The sequence below is a fragment of the Neptuniibacter sp. PT8_73 genome (assembly GCF_047778045.1).
GTDB lineage: Bacteria > Pseudomonadota > Gammaproteobacteria > Pseudomonadales > Balneatricaceae > Neptuniibacter.
This window is the reverse complement of sequence record NZ_CP180545.1, coordinates 809495-826064: the sequence shown is the minus strand read 5'-3', so window position 1 is coordinate 826064 and position 16570 is coordinate 809495. Positions and strand designations below refer to the sequence as shown.

Here is a 16570-nt window from a genome sequence, read left to right as displayed (position 1 = left end):
TGCCTCAAAAGGTGCACATAGAAGAGCGGGTTTGTAAACTAAATTATTTGTACGAGAACCAATGATTTTGGCTGGATTCCCACCAACAACAGAATATGGGGCTACATTTTTGGTAACAACCGCCCCAGCACCAACAACAGCACCTTTGCCAATTACTATTCCTGGCAACACTGTTACCCCCATTGCAACCCATGCATAATCCTCAATAACGATATCTCCTTTCAACAAGGACCATTTACTGTCCTGCAAATTGTGACTAGCAGTTAATAGTCTGACACCATCATTAACTACAGCTGATTTCCCTATTGTGATTTTCCCATGCATTGCCATATATACTGAGTCACCTACCGAACAAAAATCTTTTAAAACAAGATTACTAACATTTCCCTTCAGCCTTGAATCCCCGACATAGCTTAGATCACTAACTTTCGCGCCCCTAAACCTCAAGAGCGATTTTCTAAACTCAATCCTTACCAAACCGTATAGGTGGAATAATCTTTTTATCCAACTTTTAAACCACAAAGCAGTAAATATTCTATGAATCTCACGTTGAGAAAAAATATATCTAAGCATTGTTCTTCCTATTTGAGACTACTCATCAGGTTTTTAGCCATAATATATGAAATAATTAAAATCCCTACTTCGAATGCAATTATCGAATATGCAGCTCCAACAACCCCATATAAACCGACTAAATATTTAGCAATAATTAGAGATAAAACAGATAAAAAAAGATAAAATAAACCTAAGGAAAAATGCTTACTCAAAGCTACTAGCAACACCCAAGCAGGTTGAGCCAATACACTGACTACCGCTCCAAACAATAAATAAATAAATACTTCAAAATCAAATAAAAAATCATCATCAATCCACCACATCACAAACAACTCACCAAATAAAGCAAGCCCTAAACCTCCAAAAGCTGCCATCACAATAGCCAATACGATAGAACGATTATAAAGCTTAGTTAGAAAACCGTAATCACCTTTACTATACGCACGCGTTAGTTCAGGCCAGAAGGATTGGTTTATTATTGTTACACCTTGAATGACCACCCTTACCAATGTCCTTAGTGCATTAAATACCCCTGCTCCCGCGCTTCCAACAACTGCACCAATTATCAAAGTCATTCCTTGCAGCATGATTGATATACCTAACGGAAATGACATAAACGTCACACCCGGGACAATTAATTTTTTAATTATTCCAACAGACGAATTCGCAAGATTAATTCTATAATCGTTATTATGTGACAACAGTTTAAAGTACATAAAAAATGTACCTATAAGCCGACCAACAATCATGAATAGAATAAACCCTAGCACCCCCTGCCCTATTAAGACCGAGGAAATACCTACACCCCATTCAAATAATTTAATACTATGGAATAGAAACGCTCCTTCAGCATGCCTTTTCAGACATTTATAGGCAGATAAAAAAGCATTTGATTGCAAACTTAATACAACTTGTATTATCTGCAAGAAAACAATAAGAGTAACAACACTACTATCTATGGATTCAACACCAAGGCTCTTATATATCTCAAAAAGATGTACGATCCCTATAAAAACAATTGAAATAGACAAAGACCCTAGTAAATTAAATAGAAGTAGGCTTTGATAAATTTTAATCGAGCCTTTCCCATCACCTACTGTTTCTTTCTCAATCATTTTATTGCATGCTATTTGACCTATGCCAAAGTCACTCATAATTAAATAAGCAGGTATAGCGCTTAAGATCACCCATTCGCCATACTTACCTATTCCCCATGCACTTATTAGTAAGGGTATTGTTAACAGTTGAACAAGCACGTTGACTATTTGGCCATAGACATTTGCACTCACAGCTCGTGTTATCCTTTCATATACCCCCATTAACCATCTTCCCTTTGACTAATAAATATCTTTAGATAACAAACTCATTGGCGTTTTCAAAAGGATCTTCAAATCCAAACCTAAAGACCAGTTATTGATATAAGCAAGATCATACTCCACTCGCTTTTCCATCTTATCAATGGTTTCTGTCTCACCGCGATAGCCACTTATTTGTGCTAGCCCTGTGATCCCAGGCTTAATTCTATGACGAGCTAAATAGGCATTAATTTTGTCTGAATAATAATCGTTATGCGCTACCGCATGAGGTCTTGGCCCCACTAAAGACATACTCCCTTGCAATACATTTAGAAGTTGTGGAAGTTCGTCCAGAGAAGTTCTTCTAATTAATTTGCCTATTTCTGTAATACGTGGATCTTCTTTAGTTGCTTGGGTAACTGCGCCGTTTTCCTCTGTATGAAGTTTCATACTGCGGAACTTCCACACCTTTATGATTTTGCCATCCCAACCGTGCCTTTCCTGCTTAAAAAACAGAGGGCCAGGAGAAGATTTTTTAACTTTATAGGCCACCCAAATCATAACTGGTGACAGTATAACTAAGCCTATTGCAGCTAATGATCGATCCATTAGCTCTTTCATTACCATTGATATTCGAGAAGAGGTAAGCGGACTCTCATTAATGGATATAAGCGGTATACCCGCTACTTCTCGAACAGAGTGGTTGATTAGATTAAGCGCAAAGATATCTGGCGCCCAGATGACATCGACATTCATATCTAACAAATCGATGTTTAAGCCATCAATTTGTTCTGATGCTTTCATTGGTAATGCTATATATATACGGCGGACATCATGCTCTTCGATTAATGACCGGATATTCTCAAGACCGCCAACCACTTTTACGCCCGAAACCCTTTCAGTTTCATCTTGATCTAGGCTTTTGACACAACCTATCACTTTATCTGGAAGCCAGCGGTTTTTATTCAAGCTCTCTACAAGGTGCTGAGCTACAGAGCCTGTGCCTATAACTAATGTAGGCAAGTGACGCTCATAACTTTCTTTATACTTTTTAGAAAAATAACTTACCAAACAGTAAGATGTATTTTGAATAACCAGAATCGAGGTTGCCCAAAGCAACAACACTTCTCTAGAAAAAATTTCTGAGGTTTTAGTTATAAATCCGATTAAGGATAGAAGCAGTAACATCATTGCCCAAGCACCCGTCAGCCTTAAGCAACCACGTAAATAATCCGTAGATTGACGATAGACACCGCGTGAACTATAGATAAACCAGATACAAAAAGAGGTGAAAACCGCTAGCACTCGATAAGCCGCAGGAAATTCATCCATTTTTGAAGTAGCGAATAGGTACAACAGTGCGACAGCTACGATTATGTCAGCTGATAATTGAAAGAGAGCTACAAGAGACTCGTGGTTTTTGAGCAAGCGTTTATTACGACGATAATTAGCCGTAACGCCCGTATTCGGGGTACTTATATCCATTGCAATGTCCTTTACAGTGCCAACCTATCCGTACTCCATAGGCACATACGGGTATTCTAATTGTTCAGAATACATTCAGCAATTCACATTTATTGCAGTTGCACAACATCAATACCAAGGTATAAATCGGTAATTGGGTCGGTTTCCTTGATGTTTTTTGAATTAAACAAGCTCTTCGTTGGTTGTTTTCATAGCCCATATAGACATGAAGCTCTAATGCTTAATGCAATAGCCCTCTAATTAGCCATAACTAAACAAGAAGTTACTTAAAAACTCATAAAATTGGACGTTTTATAACTTTGTATAGTTGGAACCATAGTTGGTTAACTGTTACTATTGCCTAAAATTCAACCACTCATTCGACAAGGAGTGTTAGATGCGTCGCACAATAATTTCTTTGGCAGCTGGCATGATGCTGCCATTTTCTGCTGCATATGCTGATGTTGCATCGGATGTTGAAGCAGGCCTTTCTCCAGCTCAAATCGTTGCTAATGCCCAAGCTGAAGGTTTGAGCATGGACCAAATCATGAGCCAAATCGCAGCAACCGACCCAGCTTTGATTGATTCAGCAGTTAGCGCAGCCATTCAATCTGGTAGTGATGCGAGTACCGTTGTAAATGCAGCCGTTTCCGCTGGTGCTGACTCAAGTGCCGTTGTAACTGCAGCGGTTTCTGCTGGCGCTGATTCAAGTGCCGTTGTAACTGCAGCGGTTTCTGCTGGTGCAGACTCAAGTGCAGTTGTAACTGCAGCAGTTTCTGCTGGTGCTGATTCTAGCGCTGTTGTATCTGCAGCAGTTTCCGCTGGTGCTGATGCAGGCTCTGTAGTTAATTCTGCTATTGCAGCCGGTGGCGACTCCACTGCTGTCCAGCAAGCTGCGATCCTTGCGGGTGCAGACCCTTCTGCTGTATCTGAAGCTACAGCTGCAGGTGGGAATAACTCTCAAGGTCAAGGTCAAGGTCAAGGTCAAGGTCAAGGTCAAGGATTAAGTATTGCACCAGGCCAAACTGGAACCCCTGTTTCCCCTCCTCCTTTTGGGAGTAACGGCGGCGGCGGCGGTGGCGGCAACCCAAGCCCGACCTAAGCAATTTGAACAAGCGTCCATAAGGGCGCTTTTTTATTGGGTCAACAATAAAGATAACTCAGGGTAATCGATCCGGTCCTATTCCCTATCCACCAAGACTCCACCTTTTTATAAGACTCTATGTTCACCATCAGCTGAAAGATTCCACTAAACCTGTGGTCATATGCTCACCGGGTGAACTCCTACAAAAGCGATCGGAGAGAAGTAAAAAGATGAGCGCCTACATCAAGAGTGGTATGATCATTCAATCATTTAATAGTCGTATCTAGATGTATTTGTATGGACACAAGTTCTCATAGCCGTCTGTTCTATCCTTATCTATTTATTCTTGTATGGGCCCCTTTACCCTTGGCGAGTAATCGCCTCTGGTCCATGTCGTTACTGATAGTATTCATTTTTACTTTATTTGGTCTGTTTCTATTTAAATTATTAAGAGAACAAACAGAGCTATCTCGCCCTCTAAAAAAGTCATGGCCTGCCATTGCGTTATTAACAATAGTTACGGGCTGGACCTCCATACAAGCCATACCTATCAGCGGCCTATCAATTTCACCCAATGATAGTCTCCACTACAGCTTGTTTGGCTGGAGCTTAGTTTGTTTTTTTATTCTCTCTCTTCAGCTTCTCAATAATAGAAAGCGACTTCTTTACCTTAGTTATACGCTCGTTGGTTGCGGACTCTTTCAAGCTATCTATGGCAGCTTAATGACCCTAAGTGGATATGAATATACGTTCTTTATCCCTAAAGACAGTTACCAAGGTGTCTCCACTGGCACCTTTATTAACCGTAACAGCCAAGCTGGCTATCTAGTTATGTGCGTCTCCATTGGTATAGGCTTGATGATATCCACCCTAAAAGACGAGGGCTCACATAACTGGCGCGAACGCGGCAGACGATGGCTAGGCGCTCTTTTATCCCAAAAGATCACTCTTCGAATATCACTACTTATTATTGTTGCTGGGTTAGTAATGACCCACTCCAGAATGGGTAATACCTCATTCTTTGCTAGCTTAATGATCATAGGGCTGATCGGTTTAATCCTTAGCCGCAAAGCAACACGCGGAATGATCGTTTTATTAACAAGCCTACTGATCTTAGACGTATTTGTAGTTGGCACCTTCTTCGGTATAGATAAAGTTGCTGAGCGATTACAAACCACCAGCGTTGAAAAGGAGTCGCGCGATGAGGTGGCACTGGCGACTCTTGAAATGGTTAGATTACAACCGCTAACAGGCACTGGTGCAGGTTCCTTTTATACCGCGTTTCCTGAACATCGATCTGAAGATATTGGTCGCGGTTTCTATGTAAACGCCCACAATGATTACTTAGAGTTTTTATCTGAATTTGGCGTAATAGGAACCTTGCCTCTCGCGCTATTGATTTTAGCCAGTCTCGGCGCCGGGTTATATGCGCAATACAAGCGGAAAAATAAAGTACTTAGAGGTCTCGCCTTCGGCTCATCTATGTCGATACTCGCCATGATGATTCATGCAACTGTGGACTTTAATTTACAGATACCAGCCAATGCTCTGACATTTATTGTGGTCCTAGCTTTAGCCTGGATTGCCGTTTATCAAAAATCAGTTAGAAAAAGAAAAGGTAGCTTATAGAGAACTGCCCTTCGAGCCTGAAGGTATCTGTACGAGGGTTAAAATATTTTTATACCGACTAACCATTATTAGCTAACGCATCGATAGCACTACGGCTCAGACTCTACAAGGAAATCTAAGGTAAAGAATGGATAACACAACAAAAGAACCTGTACAGAAAGACTGGTTTGAAGATGGCCTAATGCAACGCCTACCTGTGGATATAAAAGATAGCTTCACGAAAGAACAGATTAATGCATTAAAAGTAGCTTTTGGGGCTCGCAAATGGGGAAAACACCCTGTAGATCTTCGGGGCACAATCAACATCTGGACTTGGCGCTATTATTTTGTATTTCTATTGGGTCGGAACCGACGCAGCCTGAGCCGTCGGGAGCGTCAAATCAACTTAATGGTAAAAACAGCCCTGACGTTTACTTTTATTCTGTTCTCAACATTACTAGGACTATTAATTTTATATCTAGTAAAGTCAGCCGCAGGAATTGACCTATTCCCGGGGTTTTCATTAGGTATTTGGGGATGGTTTAAAGGGACATTTTTGTAGAGCATCTAGTTATTTATCGAGGCTGTAAGCCTCTCCCACAGATTTTTTAAGGCGTGCACTCAATGGCACATAAAAAACCTCTCCTACAGAGTGGATTCAAGGTAGGTTCTCTGTAGGAGGTGCACCTTGCAGCGATGTTTTTTTTCGAGGCGGGACGCCTCTCCTACAGGGTGTCGTTTAGGACTGTTGGCTTCTTAGGATTGATAATAATCTTTGTACCAATCTACAAATTTATTCATACCACCTTGGATTGATGTACTTGGCTTAAAACCAACCGTTTTCTCAAGATCAGATACGTCTGCATAAGTCGCTGGAACATCCCCAGGCTGCATAGGTAAATACTCTTTAATCGCTTCTTTACCTGCTGCACTTTCAATTGCCTGTATAAACTCCATCAATTCGATGGGCTCATTATTGCCAATATTGTAGACACGATAAGGGGCTTTACTTGATGAAGGGTTATCCATCGCCCTTTCGTTATCGCGGCTCGGCACTACATCTTGAATACGAATAACACCTTCGACAATATCATCGATATAAGTGAAATCACGGCGCATTTTGCCGTGGTTAAACACTTTAATAGGCCGGTCATTTAAGATCGCATCTGTAAACAGGAATGGAGCCATATCCGGACGCCCCCACGGGCCATATACCGTGAAGAAACGCAGGCCAGTGGTTGGGATATCATATAAATGCGAATAGGAATGAGCCATTAACTCATTTGATTTTTTAGTCGCTGCATATAGAGAAACCGGGTGGTCTACACCATCAACCGTTGAGAATGGCATTTTGGTATTCATGCCATAAACAGATGAGGAAGACGCGTAAACCAAGTGCTCTACATTATTCTGACGACATCCCTCTAAGATAGTCATCATACCTACAAGATTGGAATCCACGTAGGCAAAAGGATTTTCCAATGAGTAGCGAACGCCCGCTTGAGCTGCAAGATGAATTACACGGTCAAACTTTTCTTCTTTAAAAAGCTTTTCCATACCCTCTCGATCAGCAAGATCTAGCTCTAGAAAACGAAAGTCTTTGTAAGGCGCTAGTTCCTTGAGACGAGCGTGTTTAAGGGCCACATCATAGTAATCATTTAAATTATCTAAACCAACAACCTGATGCCCGGCTTCACACAAGCGAGCAACCGTATAAAAACCGATAAAACCCGCTGCTCCAGTTACCAAAAATTTCATAATTTATTCCAACAAAAGCTTTCTGCGTTTAAATAGCAAAAAGCGCGGCTGAACCGCGCTTAAGATTAGGCCTGAGCGATGCTTCTACCACGACCAATGCCGTAATACTCAAGACCGTGTCGCTCTACTTGTTCTGGGTCATACATATTACGCCCATCGACAATGACCGGGTTAACAAGCGCTTCTTTGATTTGAGCAAAGTCAGGCACTCTAAACGCTTTCCACTCAGTACAGATAATCAATAGATCAGCCCCTTGGAGTGCAGCCTCTTTAGTACCGACCAGCTCAAGATCATCTCTAATACCATAAATACGCTGAGTTTCTTCCATTGCTTCAGGATCAAAAGCACGCACTTTTGCGTTGCTCGCCCATAAGTTTTCCATAAGCACTCGACTGGAAGCCTCACGCATATCATCGGTATTTGGTTTAAATGATAAACCCCAAAGCGCGATTGTTTTACCCGCTAAATCACCATTAAAGTAGTTAAGAACACGATTGAACAGCACTTCTTTCTGTTGATAATTTACCGCTTCAACTGACTTCAACAACTTCGCGTCGTAATCAATACCATCTGCTGTACGGACAAGCGCCTGAACATCTTTAGGGAAACAAGAACCGCCGTAACCACAACCTGGATAGATAAAATGGTAGCCAATACGCTCATCCGAGCCGATTCCTCGACGAACGTTTTCAATATCCGCACCTAAACGTTCAGCAAGCTGTGACAACTCATTCATAAAACTGATTTTGGTTGCCAGCATGCAATTAGCTGCATACTTAGTAAGCTCAGCACTGCGCACATCCATAAAAATCATACGATCATGATTACGATTAAATGGTGCATACAGCTCACGCATTTGAGTTTCTACATGCTGACTATCGGTACCTATAACGATACGATCCGGGCGCATGCAATCATTGACTGCAGCCCCTTCTTTTAGGAATTCAGGGTTTGATACCACATGATGAGAAAGATCCTTTCCACGCGCGTCCAAGACTGAAGCTATTTTCGCAGAAACTTTGTCAGCAGTTCCAACAGGTACCGTAGACTTATCCACGATGATCTTTGGTGATTCCATATGCGACGCTATAGTCTCGGCTACAGCTAGAACATATTTGAGGTCAGCAGAACCATCTTCATCTGGCGGCGTACCCACTGCTATAAACTGAAGCTCAGCGTGAGCAATGCCTTCTGCAGCATCGGTTGTGAAGTGCAAGCGCCCTTCAGCAAAATTACTTTCTACAATGGGCGTTAAGCCTGGCTCGTATATCGGGATAATACCCTTTTTAAGGTTATCTACCTTATCCTGATCTACATCTACACAAACAACATTATGTCCAACATCGGCCAGAATAGCTGCCTGAACAAGCCCAACATAGCCAATACCAAATACAGTAACGTTCATTTCAATTCCCTTCCGCTCTCAAAAGCACTGAGCAGCTTTTCCTTGATGATTAATATGAATTAGAAGATGCGGCGCATTATACCCATTAAAAATGAAAAAGTTATTTCTATCATACAAACATAAAAAACGGCGACCTCCTGCACAGAGTCGCCGTTTGTTTTTTTTTCACTCTAAAAAGTCGCCTCCGAAGAGGCGCGAGCCAAGAGAGTGGAAAACTTGCTTATTACAGTACTAGGCGACGAATGTCGCTTAGCAAGCCATTTAGGTAGGTTAGGAACTTACCTGCATCACCACCGTTGATAGCGCGGTGATCGTAAGATAGACACAGAGGCAACATCTTACGTGGCTCGAACTCTTTACCATTCCAGCGCGGTTCGATATCTGCTTTAGACACACCCAAAATCGCTACTTCTGGTGCATTAACGATTGGCGTAAAGCCAGTACCACCAATGCCTCCTAGGCTAGAAATTGTGAAGCATGCACCCTGCATTTCGTCAGGTTTAAGCTTACGGTCTTTAGCTTTACCAGCCAGCTCGATCGCTTCCTTAGAAAGCTCGTAGATGCTCTTCTTATCTGCGTCCTTAATTACCGGAACCATCAGACCGTTAGGCGTATCTACAGCCATACCGATGTTTACATACTTCTTATAAACAATGTGCTCGCCATCAGCGTGCAGAGAAGCATTGAACTTCGGATGTTCTTTCAGTGCGATAGCAATGGCTTTTAGCATGAATGGTAGCGGTGTCAGCTTAACGCCTGACTTCGCTGCCTCATCTTTCATCTCTTTACGGAACGCTTCCAGCTCAGTGATATCAGCCTTGTCGAACTGAGTCACGTGCGGAATGTTCAACCAGCAGCGGCTCATGTTATCGCGTGTAACTTTAGCGATTTTGCTAAGTTTCTCGACTTCCACTTCACCAAACTTGCTGAAATCCACTTCAGGGATAGCCGGGATACCTGAACCAGCCGTTACCGCACCGCCTTTTGGCGCTTCAGCGAGCTGTTTCAGAGCACCTTTAACATATGCCTGAACATCTTCTTTAACGATACGACCACGACGGCCTGTACCAGCTACAAGAGACAGATCAACACCGAATTCACGGGCAACGGCACGAACAGCAGGGCCAGCATGAACCGTTTTGTTTTTCTTCTCTAGTGCAGCAAGATCAACCTTACCCGCAGCAGGCGCTGGCTTAGCTGGAGCTGGAGCTGGAGCCGCAGGTGCAGATGCCGCAGGAGCTGGCGCAGCAACAGGAGCCGCAGGAGCTGGTGCAGCACCGCCTGAAACTTCAAGTTCTAGCAGCAGATCACCTTCGTTTACCGTATCGCCTTCGTTGATCTTCATGGAAACAACCGTACCTGCTTTAGGTGCTGGTACTTCCATAGATGCTTTATCGGTTTCTAGTACGATTAGGCTATCGCCTTCTTCAACGCTGTCGCCGTCTTTTACCAATACTTCAACAACGTCTACATCGCTCGCACCCGATAGATCAGGGATAAGCACGTTCTCTTTACCACCTGCAACAGGTGCAGGGGCTGGCGCAGCTTCCTGAGCTGCTGGAGCCGCAGCAGGTGCAGTTTCAGCTGGAGCAGCCGCACCTCCCACACTTAGCTCCATCAAAAGATCACCTTCGTTAACTTGATCGTCAACGTTGATCTTCATAGAGACCACAACACCATCTTTCGGTGCAGGCACTTCCATAGAAGCCTTATCTGTTTCCAGCACGATCAGGCTATCGCCTTCAGATACTGTATCACCGTCTTTTACTAGTACTTCAACAACATCGACATCAGTTGCACCAGACAGATCCGGGATCAGTACATTTTCAACGGCAGAAGCGGCTGCAGGTGCAGCAACTGGAGCCGGTGCAGCTTCTGGTGCAGCAGCCGGCGCAGGCGCTTCTTCTGCGGCTGGAACTGCAGATGCAGCAGCACCTGTATCTAGCTCAAGCAGAAGATCACCTTCGTTTACTTGGTCATCAACATTGACCTTCATGGAAACAACCACACCGCTATGAGTCGCTGGCACTTCCATGGATGCTTTATCTGTTTCCAGAACAATCAGGCTATCGCCTTCGCTGATGGTGTCGCCGTCATTTACCAGCACTTCAACAACATCAACATCTGTGGAACCTGATAGGTCTGGCACAGTAATTGTGATAATACTCACTTTGAATTCCTCCAGTTCTAAGCTGTTAAGAAGCTCATCGCAGACTTAAACAGTCCACGGTGCCGGTTTAGCCGGGTTGATGTTGAACTTCTGCATGGCTTTAGCGACAACTTCGCCTTCAACCTTGCCTTCTTCCTGGAGTGCTCTTAGCGCAGCCAGAACAACGTAGTAACGGTTAACTTCAAAGAATTCACGCAACTTAGTACGTGTATCAGAGCGACCGTAGCCATCTGTACCTAGTACCTTGAAGTTGCGAGGAATGTATTCGCGTAGCTGATCAGCATAAGAGCGCATGTAGTCAGTCGATGCGATAACCGGACCTTCACCACGGCTTTCGATGCACTGAGTTACGTATGCTTTCTTCTGCTCAGCTTCTGGGTTCAGCATGTTCTCACGAGCTACTGACATCGCATCACGACGAAGTTCGTTGATCGATGTTGTGCTCCAGATATCAGACTCAACACCAAACTCTTCGCTTAGAATTTCAGCCGCAGCTTCAACTTCACGAAGGATCGTGCCACAGCCCATTAGCTGAACTTTCTTATCGGAATCTTTGCCCTCTTTCAGCAAGTACATACCTTTGATGATGCCTTCTTCAGCACCTTGTGGCATTGCTGGGTGGTGGTAGTTTTCGTTCATTGTCGTGATGTAGTAGAAGCAGTTTTCCTGATCCTCATACATGCGACGTAGACCGTCCTGAACAATCACGGCTAGCTCGTAACCGTAGGTTGGATCGTAGGACTTACAGTTCGGAATCATCTGAGCCATCAGATGGCTGTGACCATCCTGGTGCTGCAGACCTTCACCGTTTAGCGTTGTACGACCAGAAGTCGCACCAATCAGGAAGCCACGAGCCTGCATATCACCTGCAGCCCACGCCAAATCCATCACACGCTGGAAACCGAACATAGAGTAGTAAATGTAGAATGGCACCATTGTGCAGTTGTTGTTTGCGTAGGATGTAGCCGCAGCCATCCATGCAGACATCGCACCTGCTTCGTTGATACCTTCTTCTAGAATCTGACCTGTTTTAGATTCTTTGTAGAACATGATCTGATCAGAATCGTGTGGTACGTAGCGCTGGCCTTCAGAAGTGTAGATACCCAACTGACGGAACATACCTTCCATACCGAACGTACGTGCTTCATCAGGTACGATTGGTACAACACGCTCACCCATGTTTTTGTTTTTAACCAGCGTGCTCATCACACGGTTAAGCACCATCTGGGTAGAGGCTGCGCGCTTACCACTGTCTTTCAACTGACCGTCAAAATCAGACAATGGTGGCGTTTCTAGTTTTTCGAACTCCGTGCGACGTACTGGGTAGAAACCACCCAAGCTTTCACGACGTTCGAACATGTATTTCATTTCTGGTGAATCTGGTGCCGGACGGTAGTAAGGCACGTCCTTCAACTGATCATCAGATAGTGGGATGTTAAAGCGATCGCGGAAATCTTTAAGATCATCCATCGCTACTTTCTTCATCGAGTGCGTGTCGTTCTTCGCTTCGCCCGATTTACCTGTTCCGTAACCTTTTACAGTCTGTGCAAGGATTACCGTTGGCTGACCTTTGTGATTTACAGCTTCATTGTATGCAGCAAATACTTTGTATGGGTCATGACCACCACGGTTCAGATTCATAATGTCGTCGTCAGACAGATCTGAAACCATCTCTAGTAGTTCTGGGTACTTACCGAAGAAGTGCTCACGCGTGTACGCACCACCATTAGCCTTGTAGTTTTGCAACTCACCATCACAAACTTCGTCAAAGCGTTTTTGAAGAAGACCTTTAGTATCTTTTTCGAACAGGGCGTCCCAATGACGACCCCATAGACATTTGATAACGTTCCAACCAGCGCCGCGGAAGATACCTTCTAGTTCTTGAACAATCTTGCCGTTACCACGAACAGGACCATCAAGACGCTGCAGGTTACAGTTAACTACGAAGATCAGGTTTTCAAGCTGCTCACGACCTGCAAGAGAGATAGCACCTAGAGATTCTGGTTCATCACACTCACCGTCACCTAGGAAAGCCCATACCTTACGATCACCACGATTAATCAGCTCACGCGCAGAAAGGTAACGCATAACGTGCGCTTGGTAGATTGCTTGAATTGGACCAAGACCCATGGATACGGTTGGGAATTGCCAGAAATCAGGCATCAACCACGGGTGTGGGTAAGATGAAAGACCGTTGCCATCAACTTCACGGCGGTAGTTATCCATCTGATCTTCAGTTAAACGACCTTCTAGGTAAGCACGAGAGTAGATACCTGGAGAGATATGGCCTTGGAAGAAGACCATGTCAGATTCCTGACCGCCTTCGTTACCGCGGAAGAAGTAGTTAAAACCTATATCGTATAGCGTTGCAGAAGAGGAGAAAGATGAAATGTGACCACCTAGGCCATCTTCATTGTCGTTAGCACGCATAACCATTGCCATCGCGTTCCAACGAATGAAAGAACGAATACGGCGCTCCATGAACAGGTCGCCTGGCATACGTGATTCATCTTTAACAGAAATAGTATTGCGATAAGGTGTAGTCAGCGCCGTACCAGAGCTTACGCCCATATCATTGGCTTTTTCACCTAACTTACGCAGTATGTATTTGGCACGATCGTCGCCATCATTCTTTGCAACTGATTCCAGCGCATCCAACCACTCTTGGGTTTCAATTGGATCAACGTCATCAATAATGTCTTGCACTTTGACCTCTCCACTCTAAAAAGTTAACGCAGCATATATTTTTTGTAATCTGATCTTTGTTAACCAAACCAACTTGTTACATTAAAAGTAGCAGCTGAATGACTAAACAGATCTTATAATATTAGTTTTGTAGTAATACTACATTTATTTTAGTACTTATGTCTATATTTATACCCAAAAAGATGTATAAATCGCTTTCTACATACCTTATATGTAGTTTAAATACAGAAAATAAATACGGTTATATATTCGCTCGGCGCAACGCACGCTCTAAACGCGTGTTTTCACGCTCACCTTCCAACAGCGCATCCTCAACATACGCTAGATGATGATGGGCTGCCTGACGTGCCTTTTCAGGATCGCCATCTAAAATCGCATCCATCAGCACTTTATGCTGATCATGAATCTTTTCGCGGTAATCTGAATTCGGGTAGATGTTTTTAAGGTTATCCCAGATATGTTCGCGCAGCAGATTAAACAGCGCTCGCATCATATGCAGAAGAACCATGTTGTGAGTTGAGGCTGCGATTGCTAAGTGGAAGTCCACATCAGCATACACCTCTTTCTGAATGTCTTTAGTATCGTGATAGCGCTGAAGATCGTCGTAACACTTCAAGATCGCCTCTTTATCCGCAGGCGTACTTCGAAGTGCTGCATAATACGCAGCCACACCTTCCAAAGCGTGACGAAACTCCAACAGATCATATTGAGCTTCAGGATGAGTTCTAAACAACTCCAGTAACGGATCAGAAAACGATCCACCTAAGTCTTCAGAAACAAAAGTACCGCCCCCCTGGCGACTAATTAGCAAACCTTTTGCCGCCAATTTTTGAACCGCCTCTCTCAGCGAAGGCCTAGATACTTCAAACTGCTTTGCAAGTTCGCGCTCAGGTGGTAATTTTTGTCCTGGCTTTAACGTCCCTTCTAAGATCATGGCTTCCATCTGCTCCATGATTACGTCAGAAATCTTTGGCTGCTTGACCCGGTTGTAACTCATCTTTCACACTCAAATTATATTGGTAAGACCAATATTAATAGTAATTTATTCTACATTAGCAACACAATAGCCTAAGCGGAATAATTTTTTTTACCATATTAATACTACCCACAGAGCCTATGTAATAACTGACTATGAAATAGATTTAACCAATGTTATAAATCTAGACTATAGTCATTTAGCAACAAAAAAATATTGACAGACCCTGCTCAAAAAAAATACAGTAGCATATCTCTGATGGTAAATTGGTATTACCAATTGAGATTACTGCAGCGCAGCAGAGGTCTTATCATCCCAATACCCTCTCCTCCTGCATCTCAATACTAAATATAAAAAAATGAATCTCTTAGAGGATGTGACATGAAAAAGTTCGCCAAGTCTCTGATCTCTGCAGCTGTTGTTACTGCTGCTATTGCAGGTACGACAGCTCCAGCTCAAGCTGCTGACAAACTACTTCTAAAAACTCCAATTGCTTTCGGTTCTCACCTACCAGCGCTAGGCACTCCAATCGTTTGGGTTGCTGATCAGCTTAAGCTTGTAAGTGACGGCAAAATGAAAATGAAAATTTATGAGCCAGGCAAATTGGTTAGCCCTAAAGAGATTCTGGACGCAGTTTCTACTGGTAAAGTTAACTCTGGTTACTCTACTGCTGGTTACTGGCAGGGTAAAATGCCTGCAGCGGCACTGTTCTCTGCAGTTCCATTCGGCCCAGAAGCTGGCGAGTACATGGCGTGGTTGTACTACGGTAACGGTATGAACCTTTACCAAGAGATGTATGACAACGCAGGCTACAACGTAAAAGTTCTTCCTTGTGCAATCATCTCTCCAGAAACATCTGGCTGGTTCTCTAAACCAATCGAAAAACCAGAAGACCTAAAAGGTCTGAACATGCGTTTCTTCGGTCTAGGTGCTGACGTAATGGAAAAACTGGGCGTAGGCACAGTTCAACTTCCAGGTGGCGAAATCTTCGGTGCACTTGAGAAAGGTGCAATCGACGCTTCTGAGTTCTCTCAGCCAGCAATCGACCAGCGTCTAGGTTTCCACAAGATCGTTAAGTACAACTACTTCCCAGGCTGGCACCAGCAGGCGACAGTCTTCGAACTACTGATCAACAAAGACACTTGGGGCAAGATGAGCAAAGGCCAGAAGGCACTTGTTGAAACAACTTGTAAAGCGTCTATGACTAACGCAATCGCTGAAGGTGAAGCGATGCAGTTCCCTGTAATGGAAAAAGCGCAAGAGAATGGCGTTCAGATCCGTTACTGGAACGAAACAATGCTAAGCACTTTCAAATCTACTTGGGATGAAGTAGTTGCAGAGAAAACTGCTGCGGATCCTTTCTTCAAGAAAGTATGGGATGACATGAGCACATTCCGTAAAGGTTACGACCTTTGGGAAGCTAACGCATTCCTACCGCGCGCAACTAAGTAAGACGACAATCTTCGGAAGGTGCCCAGCCCTCCGAAGAACATCAGGGCAGCTTCGGCTGCCCTGTTTGCCTATACAAAGGCGACCTATAACAATAAA

At 43.7% G+C, this 16570-nt stretch carries 11 protein-coding genes and 1 pseudogene; 4 read left to right on the top strand and 8 right to left on the bottom strand.

Going from position 1 to position 16570, the window contains the following annotated elements; all coding sequences use genetic code 11:
- Nucleotides 1-51: 51 nt before the first annotated feature.
- The 3 genes and pseudogenes from ACMXYN_RS03625 to ACMXYN_RS03615 form a co-directional block, all read right to left on the bottom strand.
- Nucleotides 52-168, bottom strand: a pseudogene (locus ACMXYN_RS03625) (type B chloramphenicol O-acetyltransferase); the annotation flags it as partial.
- 413 nt (nucleotides 169-581) lie between these two features.
- Entirely contained in the window at nucleotides 582-1844 is a 1263-nt protein-coding gene (locus tag ACMXYN_RS03620) for a hypothetical protein (RefSeq protein ID WP_415893534.1), read from the bottom strand.
- Nucleotides 1845-1892: 48 nt separating this feature from the next.
- Nucleotides 1893-3335 carry an undecaprenyl-phosphate glucose phosphotransferase gene (locus tag ACMXYN_RS03615; RefSeq protein ID WP_415893533.1) on the bottom strand — a complete coding sequence of 481 codons (1443 nt, stop codon included), beginning with the start codon at nucleotides 3333-3335 and terminating at the stop codon, nucleotides 1893-1895.
- Nucleotides 3336-3711: 376 nt separating this feature from the next.
- Here ACMXYN_RS03615 and ACMXYN_RS03610 point away from each other — a divergent pair, with 376 nt between their 5' ends.
- The 3 genes from ACMXYN_RS03610 to ACMXYN_RS03600 all read left to right on the top strand — a co-directional run bounded on the left by ACMXYN_RS03610 (nucleotide 3712) and on the right by ACMXYN_RS03600 (nucleotide 6568).
- Nucleotides 3712-4416, top strand: coding sequence for a hypothetical protein (locus ACMXYN_RS03610; protein ID WP_415893532.1), 705 nt, complete (start codon nucleotides 3712-3714; stop codon nucleotides 4414-4416).
- A gap of 372 nt (nucleotides 4417-4788) precedes the next feature.
- A complete protein-coding gene (locus tag ACMXYN_RS03605; RefSeq protein ID WP_415893531.1) occupies nucleotides 4789-6027 on the top strand; it encodes an O-antigen ligase family protein in 1239 nt (412 codons plus the stop codon).
- A gap of 127 nt (nucleotides 6028-6154) precedes the next feature.
- A complete protein-coding gene (locus ACMXYN_RS03600) occupies nucleotides 6155-6568 on the top strand; it encodes a 3-phosphoshikimate 1-carboxyvinyltransferase (protein WP_415893530.1) in 414 nt (137 codons plus the stop codon).
- Between the two features lie 194 nt (nucleotides 6569-6762).
- On the opposite strand, the gene ACMXYN_RS03595 is transcribed toward ACMXYN_RS03600, so the two are convergent.
- The 5 genes from ACMXYN_RS03595 to pdhR form a co-directional block, all read right to left on the bottom strand.
- Nucleotides 6763-7764, bottom strand: a complete 1002-nt coding sequence (locus ACMXYN_RS03595; protein ID WP_415893529.1) for an NAD-dependent epimerase — start codon at nucleotides 7762-7764, stop codon at nucleotides 6763-6765.
- 65 nt (nucleotides 7765-7829) lie between these two features.
- Nucleotides 7830-9170, bottom strand: coding sequence for a UDP-glucose dehydrogenase family protein (locus ACMXYN_RS03590; RefSeq protein WP_415893528.1), 1341 nt, complete (start codon nucleotides 9168-9170; stop codon nucleotides 7830-7832).
- 223 nt (nucleotides 9171-9393) lie between these two features.
- A complete protein-coding gene (gene aceF, locus ACMXYN_RS03585) occupies nucleotides 9394-11340 on the bottom strand; it encodes a dihydrolipoyllysine-residue acetyltransferase (protein WP_415893527.1) in 1947 nt (648 codons plus the stop codon).
- A 45-nt stretch (nucleotides 11341-11385) separates the two neighbouring features.
- Nucleotides 11386-14046 carry a pyruvate dehydrogenase (acetyl-transferring), homodimeric type gene (gene aceE, locus ACMXYN_RS03580; protein WP_415893526.1) on the bottom strand — a complete coding sequence of 887 codons (2661 nt, stop codon included), beginning with the start codon at nucleotides 14044-14046 and terminating at the stop codon, nucleotides 11386-11388.
- A gap of 241 nt (nucleotides 14047-14287) precedes the next feature.
- On the bottom strand, nucleotides 14288-15043 hold the full coding sequence (gene pdhR / locus ACMXYN_RS03575; RefSeq protein WP_415893525.1) for a pyruvate dehydrogenase complex transcriptional repressor PdhR: 756 nt from the start codon (nucleotides 15041-15043) through the stop codon (nucleotides 14288-14290).
- Nucleotides 15044-15403: 360 nt separating this feature from the next.
- Between pdhR and ACMXYN_RS03570 the strand changes: the two genes are divergently transcribed.
- Nucleotides 15404-16474 carry a TRAP transporter substrate-binding protein gene (locus ACMXYN_RS03570; protein WP_415893524.1) on the top strand — a complete coding sequence of 357 codons (1071 nt, stop codon included), beginning with the start codon at nucleotides 15404-15406 and terminating at the stop codon, nucleotides 16472-16474.
- Nucleotides 16475-16570 lie beyond the last annotated feature (96 nt).